10 protein-coding genes are annotated in these 16,903 nt (G+C 45.1%); 6 read left to right on the forward strand and 4 right to left on the reverse strand.

The window, feature by feature from the left end; genetic code table 11:
- The first annotated feature begins 8 nt into the window (after positions 1 to 8).
- Genes AC1DFM_RS11970 through AC1DFM_RS11980 form a run of 3 tightly spaced genes read left to right on the forward strand, consistent with a single transcriptional unit; the run spans position 9 to position 4,931 of the window.
- Positions 9 to 1,778 carry a RagB/SusD family nutrient uptake outer membrane protein gene (locus AC1DFM_RS11970; RefSeq protein WP_477076963.1) on the forward strand — a complete coding sequence of 590 codons (1,770 nt, stop codon included), beginning with the start codon at positions 9 to 11 and terminating at the stop codon, positions 1,776 to 1,778.
- Between the two features lie 27 nt (positions 1,779 to 1,805).
- Positions 1,806 to 2,756: a DUF5627 domain-containing protein gene (locus AC1DFM_RS11975; protein WP_477076964.1), complete on the forward strand. Its 951-nt coding sequence runs from the start codon at positions 1,806 to 1,808 to the stop codon at positions 2,754 to 2,756.
- Positions 2,757 to 2,783: 27 nt separating this feature from the next.
- Entirely contained in the window at positions 2,784 to 4,931 is a 2,148-nt protein-coding gene (locus AC1DFM_RS11980; RefSeq protein WP_477076965.1) for an endo-1,4-beta-xylanase, read from the forward strand.
- A 57-nt stretch (positions 4,932 to 4,988) separates the two neighbouring features.
- On the opposite strand, the gene AC1DFM_RS11985 is transcribed toward AC1DFM_RS11980, so the two are convergent.
- A complete protein-coding gene (locus tag AC1DFM_RS11985; RefSeq protein WP_477076966.1) occupies positions 4,989 to 9,110 on the reverse strand; it encodes a hybrid sensor histidine kinase/response regulator transcription factor in 4,122 nt (1,373 codons plus the stop codon).
- Positions 9,111 to 9,403: 293 nt separating this feature from the next.
- On the opposite strand from AC1DFM_RS11985, the gene AC1DFM_RS11990 reads away from it, so the two are divergent.
- The gene (locus AC1DFM_RS11990; RefSeq protein WP_477076967.1) at positions 9,404 to 12,310 is read left to right on the forward strand and encodes a family 43 glycosylhydrolase; all 2,907 of its coding nucleotides are present in this window, start codon (positions 9,404 to 9,406) and stop codon (positions 12,308 to 12,310) included.
- Positions 12,311 to 12,341: 31 nt separating this feature from the next.
- Entirely contained in the window at positions 12,342 to 13,442 is a 1,101-nt protein-coding gene (locus AC1DFM_RS11995) for an endo-1,4-beta-xylanase (RefSeq protein ID WP_477076968.1), read from the forward strand.
- A gap of 231 nt (positions 13,443 to 13,673) precedes the next feature.
- Here the strand turns inward: AC1DFM_RS11995 and AC1DFM_RS12000 are convergent, their stop codons facing one another.
- Entirely contained in the window at positions 13,674 to 14,177 is a 504-nt protein-coding gene (locus AC1DFM_RS12000; RefSeq protein ID WP_477076969.1) for a hypothetical protein, read from the reverse strand.
- Positions 14,174 to 14,761: a class I SAM-dependent methyltransferase gene (locus tag AC1DFM_RS12005; protein WP_477076970.1), complete on the reverse strand. Its 588-nt coding sequence runs from the start codon at positions 14,759 to 14,761 to the stop codon at positions 14,174 to 14,176. The genes AC1DFM_RS12000 and AC1DFM_RS12005 overlap by 4 nt, the downstream gene beginning before the upstream one ends.
- Before the next feature lie 172 nt (positions 14,762 to 14,933).
- Between AC1DFM_RS12005 and AC1DFM_RS12010 the strand changes: the two genes are divergently transcribed.
- Positions 14,934 to 15,797: an AadS family aminoglycoside 6-adenylyltransferase gene (locus tag AC1DFM_RS12010; RefSeq protein WP_477076971.1), complete on the forward strand. Its 864-nt coding sequence runs from the start codon at positions 14,934 to 14,936 to the stop codon at positions 15,795 to 15,797.
- Between the two features lie 12 nt (positions 15,798 to 15,809).
- Here AC1DFM_RS12010 and AC1DFM_RS12015 read toward each other — a convergent pair whose 3' ends face one another.
- Entirely contained in the window at positions 15,810 to 16,808 is a 999-nt protein-coding gene (locus AC1DFM_RS12015) for a DUF3667 domain-containing protein (protein WP_477076972.1), read from the reverse strand.
- Positions 16,809 to 16,903 lie beyond the last annotated feature (95 nt).

Raw genomic sequence — 16,903 nt, forward strand, 5'->3', positions numbered from 1 at the left:
CCCGTTTTATGAAAAAAAATATTCTTGTTTTACTGGCTTGCCTTTCGCTATTGGCCGGTTGTAAAGATCTGCTGGTGCCGGAAATTGAAAATAACCGGGACCTGAATACCAATAAATATCCACCCAATGATGCCGCGCTGCCATTTGGCATATTACTCAATGGCTATAACCGGATACCCACTAATTCCTGGTCCTTTAATGATGTGGCCACCGACGATGCGGTGACCAATGATCAGAGTAGTGGCTTCCTCAAAATGGCGAATGGACAATGGACAGCCAACAATAATCCGTTGAGTCAATGGACCAATGCCTATGCGGCCATTCAATATCTTAACATCATATTGCGTGATGTAGATACCGTGCAATGGGTATCCGATGCTGCAGTAAGTAAATTATTTGCCATGCGGATAAAAGGGGAGGCTGCCGGCTTGCGTGCGCTTTTCTATTATCATTTGTTACAGGTGCATGGAGGCCTGTCGGAAAGTGGTGCTATACTGGGCGTGCCCATTATTACCACCGTGCAGGGATCGAATGGGGATTTCAATAAACCCAGGGCCACCTTTGAAGCTTGTATGAAGCAAATTTATAGTGATCTGTCAACAGCAGATGACATGCTTCCACTGGACTACGAAAATATCGCCAGTGCGGGGCTCATTCCTGCCAAATATGGCAGTATTACCCAGGAGCAATATAACCGCGCTTTTGGCGCCGCTTTCCGTGGATTTCTCACAGGCCGTATTGCAAAAGCCATTCGTTCAAAGGCTGCTCTGCTGGCCGCCAGCCCGGCTTTTGGTACTGGCAATACCACCACCTGGGCGGATGCGGCCGACTATGCCGGAGAAGTGCTGTCACTGAAGGGGGGCGTAAATGCCCTGGCGGCCAATGGCCTGACCTGGTATGCCAATGGCGCTGAAATTGCCGGACTGGCCGACGGTGCCAACCCCGCTGAAATACTCTGGAGGAACAACTACGGTGATAACCGCGATCTGGAGCAAGCCAACTATCCCCCCGGGCTGTTTGGCAACGGCCGCATTAATCCCACGCAAAACCTGGTAGACGCTTTCCCCATGGCTAACGGTATGCCTATTGGGAGCGCAGGCAGCGGCTATGATGCCACTAATCCCTATGCCAACAGAGATCCCCGTCTGCGCCTGTTTATTTTAGTGAATGGCGGTACCGCAGGGCCAAATAATACGGTGATCAATACCACTGCAGATGGTGGTACCAATGATGGCCTCAATATAGTAGGTACCTCTACCAGAACCGGTTACTATCTGCGTAAACTGCTGCGACAGGATGTAAACCTGAATCCTACTTCTGCCAACAACCAGCGTCATTATAAACCACATATCCGGTATACAGAAATATTTCTCAACTACGCGGAAGCCGCAAATGAAGCCTGGGGCCCCCTGGGAGCTGGCAAGTATGGATTTTCCGCCTATGATGTAATCAAAGCGATTCGCAAACGGGCAGGCGTAGGTACAACTAATGGTGACGCCTGGTTGGAACAAGCGAAAGGGAGTAAGGAACAGATGAGGGATCTTATCAGAAATGAACGGAGAATAGAATTATGCTTTGAAGGATTTCGCTTCTGGGACCTGCGTCGTTGGAAAGTTAATCTAAACGAAGTGGCCAGAGGAGTGAGCATAAAAAATAATGTTCCTGCAGTGATGAATGTGGAGAACCGTGAGTTCCAGCCATTCATGACATATGGGCCTATTCCTTATGGTGAAATACTGAAGTTTAGCGCTTTAGAGCAAAACAAAGGCTGGCGTTAACAGCATTCATTTTAAAAAAAAGAGAACATGAAGAAGTTTATAATGCCCATGATGTTGCTGCTGCTGGCAGCGTGTAATAAAAACGTAACATTTCCGGATTATCCCTATCAAACGGTGTATTTCGCCTATCAATATCCTGTGCGTACTATCACTTTCGGAGAAGATATCTTCAGTACTGAGCTGGATAATCAGCGCAAATGTAAAATCATGGCTACCACGGGCGGTGTTTATTACAGTAAAAAGAACCTCAATATCGGCATCTCAGTAGATAATTCCCTGTTGGGAAACGGTTTACTGTTTGGTGTTGGTAAAGAGGAGATTTTGCCCATGCCTGCTAATTATTATTCACTGGCAGACAATAAGATCGTGATCCCCGAAGGGAGCCTGACCGGCGGCGTGGAAGTACAATTAACCGACGCTTTTTTTAATGACCCTAAAACGATCAAAAACACCTACGTGATTCCGTTGCGTATCACCAACAAATCAGTCGCAGATTCTATCCTGAGTGGAAAGGATTTTATCCTCTACGCTATTAAGTACGTGAACGAGTGGCATGGAAACTACCTGCGCAGAGGAAAAGATGTAGTGTCAGGCAGTGTTAATCAAACCGTGGTGCGGCATATGGAGTACGTGGAGAAAGATGAAGTAAATAAGTTAAATACAAAGTCTTTGAAAGAATTGGTATTCCCGGTAGTATATAAAGATAAAGATGGTAACAACATCAACTGTACACTGCTGCTCACATTTAAGGACGGCGAAAAATGTACTATTTCTTCCGCTACTGAGAATATCACCGTTACGGGCGATGGACAGTTTGTAAAAAGAGGGGAGAAGAACAGCTGGGGAAGCAAAGACAGGGATGCACTTTATCTCCAATACCAGGTGACACTGCCTGGTATGCAGGTGTCTACAACAGACACATTGGTGATGCGGGACCGCTCTGTTACAATGGAAACATTTACACCGGTGAGCAAATAATTTTTATCCAACATTAAAGTAATTGGTATGACTCAGCTTCATAAAATAGCTACCCGCTTACTGGCATTGGTGGTGATCACTTCCTGCAATAAATATCAGCCACTGGAATTTAATGTAGATAAGCCAGCAAGCGTTGCCATGCAGGAAGACATCGATGCTTATCCGGCACTGAAAAGCTACATCAACCGTGCTACACAGCCGGGATTTAAATGGGGAGTGGCGCTCGGTTTGCAGGAATACCTGGACAAAGGCATAAAGTACCGGCTGGCCAACCGGAATTTCGATGAAATTGTTTTAGGGTATGAAATGAAACATGGCGCAGTAGTGCAGGCCGATGGAAGCCTGGACCTGACGAAAGTAAAATCACTGTTTCAAACGGCAGGAGAAGCCGGCATGCAGGTGTATGGCCATACACTGATGTGGCACGCCAATCAGAACGCCAGCTACCTGAAAGGACTCATCTCGCCTTTACTGGTCACCTCACCGGCATATCCCAATGATTTAAATACCGCCGGACTAAAAGACAACAGTTTTTCGAACTGGACCAAACTCAATGCAGGCAACGGTATTTCAGTAGTTACCGGTACAGGCATGGGAACGGGTAATAATGCCGTGGAGCTAAAAGCCAACGGAACGGCCACGGACTTACAACTCGTTACACCAGGAATCGCCATCAACAAAACACATAAGTATGAAGTAGTCATGTATATCCGGTCAGAAGGGGCCGGAGAAGGAAGCATCTCTTTTGAAGGTTTAAATAACAATAAACCGGTAATAGATTGGACAAAATCCGGAACGCCCACCGCTACCTTCACGACGGGGATTTCGTGGAAGGAAATCCGTTTTACCATCAATGATTTTGCAGACAATAATATTAAGCTGCATTTTGATCTGAAGAATAAAGCGGGGGTAACATATGATATCGACATCAACAATTTGTATGTATACGATACCCAGGGAACGCCACTGGTAAACAACCTGGTGGCCAACGGCAATTTTGAATCCGGCGGCGGCTGGGGTGGATGGGGCGGCAGCTCTACCCGCGGTGTAACGGCTGATGGTATGGGGGTAGGAAACAAAGGCAAAGCGTTTTATGTTACCAATCCCACTAAAGCGTCTAACTACTGGGATGTACAAACCAGCTATGATTTTGCCGCGCCACTGGAAAATGGTGCTACCTACGAATTGAGTTTTTGGGTGAAAGGTACCGCCGCAGGAATTATTCGCCCGGAATTGCAAAGCGCCAACTATTCATCTAACGGCTTCGGACAAGTGCCGGTAACCACAGACTGGACACTGGTATCGATTTCCACTACAGCTACTGCAAGCGATAGATCCCGGCTCATCTTTAGCTATGGCGAATTTGCCGGTACGGTGTATATTGATGATGTGGTGCTGAAGAATGCCAAAGCCACCGGCGGAAGTACTACAGTAGTAGAAAAAACAGCTGCGGAAAAAAAATATATCCTCACAGACGCCCTCGATAAATGGATGAGCGGCATGGTAGGCGCCGGTAAAACGGTGGTAAAAGCCTGGGACGTAGTCAATGAACCCATGGACGACGGTAAACCTTATGAGTTAAAAACAGGGGTAGGCAAAACGAATATGGCATCGGATGAGTTTTACTGGCAGGACTACCTGGGTAAGGACTATGCAGTAATGGCATTCAAAATGGCCCGTCAGTATGGTAATGCTACAGATATTCATTTTATTAATGACTACAACCTGGAGTTTAGTCTGGATAAATGCCGTGGCCTGATTGCTTATGTCAATTACATTGAAAGCCAGGGAGCCAAAGTAGACGGTATTGGTACGCAGATGCATATTGATATTAACGCGAGCAAAGATAAAATTGCAGAGATGTTTAAGCTGCTGGCAGCTACCGGGAAAATGATAAAGGTATCAGAACTGGATTTGGGTGTTGGCGTGAAAACAACCGCCGCTACCCTTGAACAGTACAAAGCCCAGGCAGATATGTACAAGTACGTAATTGATAAATACTTTGAACTCATTCCCGCGAAGCAACGCTATGGGATTACGATCTGGAGCCCGCTGGATAGCCCGGTGGGTGCTGGATGGCGGGCAGGTGAACCAGTGGGGCTATGGACCGAAGGGTATGTGCGCAAGCTTGCTTACGCTGCAGTAGCTAAGGCACTTGAAGCCAATGCGAAATAATAGAAGCAACCATCAGCCCCCTTACATACGGTAAGGGGGCTTTTTTGTGGGTAGTCATCACTCAAGGGCTTTATCTTTTTGCAGCCTTGCTATAAATTCTGAAGGCAGCATATTATATTTTATCTTGAATGATTTGGCGAAATAATTAGGGGTGGAAAATCCCACGTGATAGGCGATTTCCGCAATGGTCAGGTCACTTCTTTTCATTAGCATGGTGGCTTTCTCCAGCCGGTAAGACCGGATGTATTCTACGGGCGTTTGGCCGGTTAGTTCCAATAACTTATTGTAGAGGGAGCTCCGGCTCATCCCTACTTCTTTGCTCAGGCTTTCGACCGAAAGTTGTGAGTCTGTCAGGTTTTCTTCCAAATGGTTGACAATCCGTGCCAATAATTTTTCTTCCGTTGATACCTTTTCTATTTCAGGAGAAAGCAGTTTTATTTGTTTGGTATAAGTGTTTTTCAGGGTAGAGTTAAGATGCAGGTGATTCCTGATCTTCGCGTGAAGTATTTCGAAATTAAAGGGTTTGGTGATATAGTCGTTGGCGCCGGTTGCCAGGCCTGTAATCTGTTGTTCCTCATTGGTGAGTGCTGTGAGCAATATCACGGGTATATGACAGGTTCTTTTATCTGATTTTAATTTCTGCAGTAAACTAATGCCATCCATTTCCGGCATGGTAATATCGCTGACAATCAAATGCGGATGTAGCAATAATGCTTTCTGCCAGCCTTCTTTTCCGTTGGTAGCTTCTATTACTTTGTAGCTCCTGCTAAGATTATCTTTAAGATAAAACCGGAAGTCGTCATTATCTTCCACCAGCAGTAAGGTAGACATGTCGGGATGGTCCTGTAATGCTTTGAGGGGTGGTGTATTAGCCATTTCCGGCTCCTGTGGCCTCGTTGCAGGAACAGACAGCAGTGGAGCACCGGGCGGCCTTTCCGGCACCGGACTTTGCATAGGTGCTTTTAAGGGAAGTTGCAGCAGGAAAACTGCCCCCTGCCCGGATTCACTTTCTACTTCAATAGTACCACCATGTATTTTTACAAATTCTTTCGTAATAGACAATCCAATGCCAGTTCCCTGGTTTAATATAGCAGAAGCGGTATCTGTCTGGAAGAAGTGCTCAAATATTTTTTCTTTTTTGTCTTTAGGAATGCCAACGCCGGTATCTTTTACGATTATTTGAACCCATTGCTGAAGATCCTCCTCCTTGTTTTTTAACAGCTGCAGCTCCACGATAACGGAGCCTTTTTCCGGTGTAAACTTGAAGGCATTGGAAAGCAAATTGAAAAGAATACGTTCTATTTTATCATGGTCAAATAGCGCAGGCAATGTTACCGGGCCATTGATAAAGATAAATTCAATGTTTTTCCGTTCGGCAAAGTCGCGGAAGGAATCTGTTATTTCTTTAATAAAAGCTACGAGATCGCCTGTTGCGAGCTGTAGTTTTAGTTCATGTTCTTCCATTTTTCTGAAGTCGAGTAACTGGTTGACCAGGTTGAGCAGCCGCCGGGAGTTTCTTTTGATCATGTTGAGTTTGTCCAGGTGGGCGCTGATTTTTTCTTCCGTAATGAGTTGTTCTACGGGACCCATGATCAGCGAAATAGGTGTTCTGAAATCATGACTCAGGTTAGTAAGAAATTTAATTTTGAGCCGGTCTATATCCTGTGATCTTTTTACTTCCAGTCGCTCTTGTTCCAGCAGGAATTTTTTTCTGATTCGCTTAATCCCGAGATACCGGCTGTATAGCAGCAATCCGCAAATAAGACAGATGTAGAAGAGGTAGGCGTAGATGGTGCGCCAGAAAGGAGGCCGGACATAAATCTTTATCCTGGTGTCCTGATTACTCCAAATGCCATCGCTGTTGCCGGCTTTCACATGAAAGGTGTATTCTCCGGGATCAAGATTCGTATAGGCGGCGCTGTTAACCGTTCCGGCGCAGTTCCAGTCCTTATCAAATCCCTCCAGTTTGTAGGCATAATAGTTTTCCGTAGGAAGCGTATAGTTGAGTGCGACAAAGCTGATAACGAAATTTTGTTTGTAAGTCAGATGGATATTATCGGCTACAGAAATATGCGCTTTGAGCGGCCCATCTTCATCTGGCAATATTGATTTATTGGATACTTTTAAATCGGTTAATAATACGGCTGGCGCATGTTTATTCACCGTTAAATCAGAGGGGGTAAAGTAGTTAATGCCTTCCAGTCCGCCGAACATCAGATCCCCGTCAGATAAACGTATGCCGGAGTTGTGAACGAAGTTGTTATTTTGCACTCCATTGTAGCGGTTATAGTTCCTGAATTGTTTTGAGGCTTCATTGAAACTGCTGATGCCCATATTGGTACTCAGCCAGATAATACCATTTTTGTCTTCGAGCATCTGGTAGATGGTCGCATTCTGCAACCCATCCTTTTCAGAGAAATTGATGAACCGTTGTTGTGTTTTGTCAAAAAGACTTAATCCACCAAAGGTGCCTATCCACATACGGCCTTTACTGTCGCGCAGCAGTGTTTGTACTTTATCACTCGGCAAGAGGCTGTTACTCTGCGTATAGATGTCCCATTGCCCGGTATCCGGGTGATAAACACCTACGCCGCCGCCATGGGAGCCAATCCACATATTGCCCGCTGCATCTTCTTCAAGGGCTCTGATGTACCCGTTAAACGGCAGTTTTTTTTCATAAGGAAGTGTAGGATTGGGTTGAGGAGTATATCTGGTCACCACCTGCTCATTTTTGAGCACATCCAGGCCAGCTCCGTTAGTACCTACCCAAACATTGCCTTTGCTATCTTCTTTTATACAAAAAATATCATTGGCCCCGAGATGATTGGTACCTATACCTTTTGCAAGATATTTATAGTTGCCGGTAGCGCTATTCCAGATCAGTAATCCCAACGCATAGGTGCCAATGTATAATTTTTTGTCGTGCGTATAGTGAAGCGCCATAATCGACACTTTATTACCGTTTACCGGCAGTGGAATATCGATGGGATGAACTTTGCCGGTTTTACGGGAGAAGTCAAACATACCGCCGCCATCCGTGGCAACGAAAACTTTCCCTTCGCTGTTTTCCGCAAAGGCCGTGACAATAGACGACTGACGGCTGTTTTCATGGAAGGCTGTACCCGGCTTAAAATTAAAAAGATGTAGATTTTTGTCGTACTTATTAACTCCCCCTCTGAAAGTACCCAGCCAATAGATCCCCTGCTCATCGTTATAAATACATTTGATTGATTTGTTGGTAAGACTATAAGTGTTTTCGTCGGAAGGGAGATAATGATCGGCAGTATTGGTACGGGTATTTAACAGCACTAATCCTTCTTCCGTGCCAATCCACAGTTGATGGTCTTTGTCCGGTTTGATGCAGTTAATTAATTTATTGTTCAGGAGTGAAATAGCAGGATAGGGAGAGATGCTGATGCCATCGGGTTGCAGCATATACAAACCTGTGGCCGTGCCTATCCAGATTTGCCCGTCGCTGTCGCCGTTAATAGCCCTGATTTCATTGTCCTGGGCAATGGCTCCGGCTTTATGATTAGTGATCAGTTTTACTGCACCCGTGGAGGGAACATAGCAATATAAACCACGACTGGTGCCGATCCAGATTTGTTGCTTACGGTCTACGAAAATGCAGCGTGGACTTACCTTTGCTCCCTGGCCATCTTCTCCCGCCACCAGGTTGATTTTGGAAATATGATGGGTGCCGGGAGCCAGCTTGAATAAATGTTCGTATTGTGCCATCCATATATTGCCGGAGGTATCGCTGGAAATATCCAGTATCACCGCATTGGGAGGCAATTGTGGCGCATCTGCGTGGAGAGGGAAATGAACAAAGGCGTCTTTTTTCCGGTCGTACAAACTAAGTCCACCACCACTGGTGCCAATCCAGAGGTGACCGGTGTTGTCTTCATGCAGCGTCAGCACCTCATTAGCTCTCAGGGAGGAAGCATCACCCTGGCGATGCCGGTAAACCGTGAAATGGGTACCATCAAATTTATTTAAACCATCATCAGTCGCAAACCACATCAGCCCGTAATGGTCTTTCGTAATGGCATTTACTCCGTTAGAGACTAATCCATCTTTCGAGGTGAGGGAGGTGAAGTTGAGATGACCGGTTTGTGTCCAACCGGTTTTAGTCAGGTATAGCAAACAGCACAGGAAGGTGAAGGTATGTTTAAGCATATTGGGCGATCATTAAAAAACAAGATGTTGGTTGCGTGGTATAAACGTGGTTCTTTGATTCCCAATTTAAGTATTGTAATGAAATTTATGATCAACATGATACTAAATTGTCCTAACAGACTGTTTTTGAGCTATAATTATTGTCTAAAAGACATTTTTTCTATCAATTTCAACAAATGAACTACATGGAAAGTAGTGCGCGACGTATTTTTGTTTCCGGACAGGAGGGGATGCTGTTATTTTCTTCAAAAAAATGATCCATAAAAATCAAGATGACTGAATAAATTTTAAAAATGTATAAGAAATTCCTCGTTATAGCACTCCTGTCCATCTTTAGTGTGTCCATTCATGCGCAGCAGTCGGACAATGAAGATGGTACCTATACTAATCCCATCATCTGGGCCGACTTTCCGGATAATGACGTGATCCGCGTTGGGGATACCTATTACATGGTAGCCACCTCCATGTATTTTTTTCCCGGTGTACCATTGTTGCAGTCGAAAGACCTGGTGAACTGGACTTATGCTGCCAACGTAGTGCAGCAGTTTAAACAACATCCCTTTTATGATTTAAAAGGGGGAAACAGATATGGAAAAGGGCAGTGGGCCAGCAGTCTTCGTTATCATCAGGGAAAGTTCTATATCCTTTTCCTGACGCTGGATGAAGGCGGCTTTTTATGTACCGCCCCGAATGCAACAGGCCCCTGGAAAATACAAAAATTGAAAAGACCCTACTATGACGCCGGGTTGTTTTTTGATGACGATGGCCGCATCTATATTGCTCATGGATATTCTAAATTATCTGTGACAGAAGTGGATGCTGAGCTGGCCCCCATCAGCAGGGACAGCGTTGTATTCGACAAAGTACAAAGGCCGGGCCTGGAAGGATCACATGTTTATAAGAAAGATGGGTACTATTACATTTATGCCACCTATGGCGGTGGTGATGGCTATCAGGTGTGTCTGCGGTCAAAGAATATCTACGGCCCTTATACCGAAAAGGTGGTGCTGAAAGATGATATGAACCTCTATGGTAAAGGTGTTCATCAGGGAGCATTAGTGGAAACGCCTTTGGGGGAATGGTGGAGCATTATTTTTCAGGACAGGGTAGGAGTAGGCCGGGTGCCTACTTTGCAACCAGTGCAGTGGGTAGATGGTTGGCCGGTAGTAGGGGAAGATGGAAGAGCGGTGGTAACGCATATGAAGCCCCGCACTGATGCCGTTGCTCCGGTAAAGGTACTTCCCACCGCTGATGAGTTTAATGGCGATCAGCTGGGCATGCAATGGGCCTGGAATCATAATCCTGATGATAGCGCGTGGTCCTTAAGCAAGCGAAAGGGATACCTGCGGCTTACCACTTCCGGCATTGCCACTGATCTGCTCCATGCACGCAACTCGCTCACACAAAGAATATTCGGCCCATTTTCAGATGCTACTGCTGCATTTGATATTAGCGGTATGAAAGCTGGTGATGTGGCCGGACTGGCCGTTTTACAACTGCCCTATGCCTTTATCGGTGTCCGTGTGGCGAATGCTGCAAAGTTTATTGTCATGGAACACGGCGGCATCCGGATCGACAGTGTTGCCATTGGGAAAGAGCCCCGCGTTTTCTTAAAGGCTTCCGTTAATACCGTAAAGAATCAGGCGCATTACTACTATAGCTTCGATAATAAAACATTTATCCCCCTGGGTGATACACTGGACATGCAGTTTGACCTGAAAATGTTTACTGGCAACCGGTTTACCCTGTTTAATTATGCCACTACTCAAACCGGTGGTTATGTGGATATTGACTGGTTCCATATGGATGCCAGGAAAGGGCCGCCTAATCGCTTCAACGCTTCGTCGCAAATTAGCGCGGCCATGTATGACGACATTTACGGTGCACGGGTAGTTCCCGGACATGATGGCCGAGAGCCAGGACAGCAGGACGTAAGTCATTCGGCGCCCGGTGCATGGCTCCGGTTTAACCAGGTGGGCTTTGAAAAGGGATATAAATATCTGTTGCTACGGGTGGCTCCCCGGGGAGGACATATCAACGTATATCTGGATAAAGATTCGTTACATCCTTATGCTACAGTAGTAGTGCCGGAACAATCATCGCAACAGTACCTGACGCTGAGTGTACCCGTGACGCCAGTTACCGGCAGGCACCGGCTGACATTTACATTTACCGGCGAAGCATTGTCTGGCAGCAGTTTTAACTGGTTTACTTTCGCTGATGATAACCAGCAGGTGTATACATCACCGCCATTGATATCACATCTCTATACCGCTGATCCGTCGGCGCATCTTTTTAATGGGAAAATATACATTTACCCTTCCCACGACACGGCTACCAACACAAAAGAAAGCGATAATGGAGATCATTTCCAGATGGCAGATTATCACATCTTTTCTATGGATACTATCGGTGGTAAAGTAACGGACCATGGAGTTGCGCTGAAGGTGCAGGATGTACCATGGGCAGCGAAACAATTGTGGGCGCCGGATGCGGCGTTTTCAAAAGGAACCTATTATTTATACTTCCCCGCAAAAGATAAGCAGGGAGTATTCAGGATAGGGGTGGCTTCTTCCGCACAGCCAACTGGCCCGTTTGTGGCAGAAAAGGAGCCCATCACCGGCAGCTATAGTATCGATCCCTGTGTATTCAGGGACGACGATGGTGCTTTTTATTTGTACTTTGGCGGCATCTGGGGAGGACAATTACAAAATTGGGATAACAACCGCTATGATGCTACCGCAAAGCTGCGTGAAAAGAATGAAGTAGCCATTCTCCCCCGGATGGCAAAGCTTTCCGGAGATATGAAAAACCTGGAGCAGGCTCCCGTCACAATAAAAATCATAGATAGCAACGGCCATTTGTATAATGAGCAGGACAACGACAAACGTTTTTTTGAAGCGGCCTGGATGCACAAGTACAACGGAAAATATTACTTCTCTTACTCAACCGGCGATACGCACAATATCGTTTATGCCATCGGTGATAGCCCATACGGTCCCTTCACTTATCAGGGTATTATCCTGAAGCCGGTAGAAGGCTGGACCAACCATCATTCCATTATTCAGGTCGGGGAGAAATGGTATTTGTTTTACCACGACACCCAATTGTCCGGTAAAACGCATTTGAGAAACATAAAGGTGATGGAGTTAAAATATAACAGGGATGGTACTATTCAAACATTGAGTGCATTCAGATAAGTAATTCCATAAACAAAGAATCAAGCTACATATGAAATATATCAGCCACGTTGTTGTTGTTTTGCTGGCGGCCGTCATCAGCCTTTCCTGTGCAATTTATCGCATTCCCCCTGCTCATTTACCGGCAGCTCCCGGACTAAAGGATTATTACAAGGATTATTTTCCTATAGGCGTTGCCGTTTCACCACGTGCGTTGCACACAGATGAAGCGGGATTGGTGCTCCGGCAGTTTAATAGTATTACCCCGGAGAACGCCATGAAGATGGGTGTTATTCATCCTGAGGAACAGCAGTATAACTGGAGCGATGCAGACTCCATAGCGGCTTTTGCCCGCAGAAATGGGATGAAGTTGAGAGGGCATACCTTAGTGTGGCATAACCAGGCGCCTAAATGGATGTTTAAAGATGCCGCCGGGCAACCTGTATCTAAAGAAGTATTGTTGCAGCGTTTGAAAGAGCATATTACTACAGTAGTAAAAAGATATAAAGGGATCGTATACGCCTGGGATGTAGCCAATGAAGTGATCAGTGACCGTAAAGATGAATTTTACCGGAATTCTTTGTGGTACCAGATCTGCGGAGAGGAGTACATAGAAAAAGCGTTTCAGTGGGCACATGAAGCGGACCCCGATGCGTTGTTGTTTTACAATGATTATAATGAGATTAATGCCGTGAAGCGGGAAAAAATTATCCGCATGCTCAATGGGCTAATCAATAAAGGAGTGCCGGTGCATGGGGTGGGTTTACAGGCGCATTGGGCGGTAAACGAACCATCAGCAACACAATTGGATAGCACCCTGCAGGATTTTGTAAAACTGGGTCTTAAAATACAAATTACCGAATTTGATGTGTCTGTTTACCCCAAAGAACATGAGATGAGAGCCCGGGAAGCGGGGGATAGTGCCATGACCTTCACTGCCGTAAGGGAGCAACAACAACTGGAGCAGTTTAGCCGTTGTTTTGCTGCTTTCCGCAAGTATCATGCGGCTTTAACAGGTGTAACGTTCTGGAATATCTCTGACCGGTATAGCTGGCTGGATAATTTTCCTGTGCGTGGGAGAAAGGATTACCCACTGTTGTTCGATAAGGCGTTGGAGCCCAAGAAAGCATTTTGGGCAGTGGTTAAATTTTAAGCGATACAGAAGTCCCATTGGTAGTTGAGATGTATGGAGGTAGACATAGCCTTTTTGTGGGCTGTTTTTTTGTATCGATTTTGTGCCGTTATTCGGCTGCTGTAGTAGCCGATTATTTGAAAAGGAGGCCCTGTATATCAATCCTGATACAATGCAAGGACACGCTTATTCAATAAAAGTTGCAACACAATGCGGGTGAATTTGATTATTATCGATGTTCAATGATCCTCATCAATGATTCACATGCGCCAGAAAAACAATCATATAACTGATCATACAGCACACATTTTTGATATTCACCGACTTGAATAATGGCTCCGGAGCAGGCCCGCTTCGTGTATAAACGATTGCGAGCAGCCAGAAAAACGCGGCGGAGGCAATGTCCATCATATCAAATCTGCCATTTGCCAGGTGCAGCAACTGGAATATTTCCATGATCACTGCTACCAGTATGGGCGCTATGACGAGGCGCCATTTGCGTCCCCATATATTCAGGTAAAAGAAGCTGGAAGTGATGGTAATACAGCATATCCAAAGGCCCTCTGGCAGGGAGTAGATAATATAGCTATTCAGTGGCAGGAGGGAAGTAACCCTTGTTTTTGCCAGCAGATACCCTTCTCTGGTAAATAATTTAATGATCAGCTGGTTGACCACTGTTTTTTCTGTCCGGTAAAAGGTATAAATGAATAGACTAATCAGTAGCAATATGGCCAGTAGGTAGCGATGTTTTTTCAAGGTTTACGGAAGATAAATAGTTTGTAATAGGCGCCTGTTCCAAGTGCTGTTGTGCTGCAAAGTGTAAACTGCCGGAAGCCGCGTATCAGCTCCGCGTGAAAGAATGATTTCACATGCAGCAGCCGGCATACCGGTTGGAGTAGCCAGTCGATCAGCTTTAGCGGGTTATCAGGGGTAAAATGATTCAGGACAAACAGCTTCCCTGCTGGCTTTAATACCCGGTGTGCCTCGGCTAACAATTGATCGGGATTGGTAGTTACGGCCAGCACATGGGAAACAACCACATAGTCAAAGAAGGCATCCGGAAAAGCTAACTGCTCTCCGTTCATGAGTAGCAGCGTAGCGGGTGTACCAGCCAGTTTCGCCTTGTTAAGCATGGTGCTTGAAATATCGATACCTGTTATCTCATGCGACTTATAAAGGGATAAATGTGATCCATTGCCTACGCCGATTTCCAATAGTTTTCCGGCAGGCGCTTTGTTTACTTCTTCGATGAGAACCCGCTTTTGCCGTTTTAAAAAATGGTTGACAACAGGGTATAGGAAGTATAGGCGATTATAAAAATCAGCTATTGTCTGGCTCATTTCTATGTATTTAAAAGTACTTTGTATTTCAAAGTAAAAATAGGGAAATATTTGAATTTGCAAGAAAGAATTTCCAAATGGGATCTCTTTTATTTCCAACCCGTGGGCCCAACCTTACCATTAATGACATCATTTTTTTTTCTACATTCAGATTGCTTAAACAATTGCTTATATGAGAAACCGGGATAGGAAATTGCATGAAATCGTTGATTGGGCAACCAATAACCCCACTATTAGAACGGTATTACTGACCAGCTCCCTGACCAATCCCAATGCCCCACAAGATGACTTTAGCGACCTGGACATAGAATTGATCATGGAAGATTTACCCGCATTTCTGGAAGATGACAGCTGGCTGTCTACGTTCGGAAAGGTGATCGCGAAAGTGGTGGAGAATGAGGAAGCCTTTGATGGCCATAATGCGATGAGAATGGTACTGTATGATGATTATGTAAAAGTAGATTTCAAACTTTGCAGCAAAGCAGTATTTATAGCAGATGTGAATAGCGAAGAATTACCTGAAGATTGGGACGTTGGCTACAAAGTGCTGGTAGACAAAGATGGGCTGACGCATCACATGAAGCCCCCTACGTATCAGGCGGTGGTCATAAAAAAGCCAACGGAACAAAGATTCAATCAGCTATTTAACGACTTTTGGTGGGATATGACCTATGTGGCCAAATGCCTGGCCCGTGATAATATTTTCTATGCAAAATTCATGAGTGAGGATGTGATGAGAACAGATTATTTAGTGCCGATGATTGAATGGCACATCGCTGCAAAACATAACTGGAATATCACTACCAACAAACATGGGCGTCTCTTTAAAGAATATCTGCCGCCTGCGCTTTGGGAACGGGTAGCCGCTACCTTTTCAGGAAGTGATATCGCAGATAATTGGCGGGCACTATTGGCGTATGCAGATGTAGGCCACGACTTAGGTGTTGAATTAGCAGCCATTTTGGGCTATCAATATCCAGCGCAATTGGAAAAAGATATCAGAGCCTACCTGGCTTATGTGAGAAAGGATTTCTAAAATTTATCCTCTCTAAGAATAAATATAATATAGGCTTACCAATAAACCTGTTGCTATCAATGTCAACCACAGGAAAGTGATATAAGCGGTATATAATACAACTCCCTTGATGGTACTTTTCACAATAGACTGTCCATAATTTTTACGCAGTGCGATAATCAGGTAACACACCATGATACAGGCGAGGGTGCCATTGAACAATCTAAGATTACCTGCATGGATGGCAATGTAATCAAATAGGGGGAATGTTACCGCCATCAAAATGAAAGCAAAGACATGGATATGCAGTGTAAAAATCGCGTGATCAGCATAGAGCCATTGTTTATTCCGGAAGTATGCGAGTTTCAGGAACAGGGCAAAGAATGGCAGACAAAGGAGCATTATTTTGGGGAAATTATGATAATATCCGGCTTCAAAATTTCTTTCTTTTTCTTCATTGGAGCTGTAGTGTTTCAACGCTTTGGCTTCTGTTCTGACAAGTAATTTTATGAACGGAGAGAGTTGCAGTGAATCGGGAAGTTGGCGGTAAGCAGCGTCGAACTCTTCTACTGTTGTTGCTGCTGCTATCATCTTTAATATTTTGAGATTCCTGATAGCTCCCGGATCGTTTTGCCGGACGCCACCCTCGAGTTTCTTTTCCAGTTTCTTTAGCCCATCAAAGGTACCTAGCCGGGCTCCCTTGATGCTGTCTTCAGTAGCATGCGTTGCAGCACCGCTGCTGTGATGCGAAATGCCCGCAAAGTAAAAGTACGAGAGGAAGAATATAAACGAAGTAAAGAAATACAGTTTAATAGGATTCACATAACGTACCCTTCTGCCTTCGCGGTATTCACGGGAAAGAAAGCCTGGTTTGGTGAAAAGATATTTTATTGTGAGCAGAAATTGGGAATCGTAATGGAAAATATCTGCTACAAAATGTTTTACCAGATGGCCAAACGTTTCGTGAGGAACTGTATTTTCTTGTCCGCATTTGTCACAGAATCTGTTGGGTACATAGTTTCCGCAGTTCAAACAATTTTTTTGGCGGCGTAAGGGTTGTGTTTTCAAGGTAACGCAGGTTAAGGGGGCTAAAGATAGCGGATTTTTTTACTGAAAAATGGAAAATT

This window comes from Chitinophaga sp. 05T412 (genome assembly GCF_056396465.1).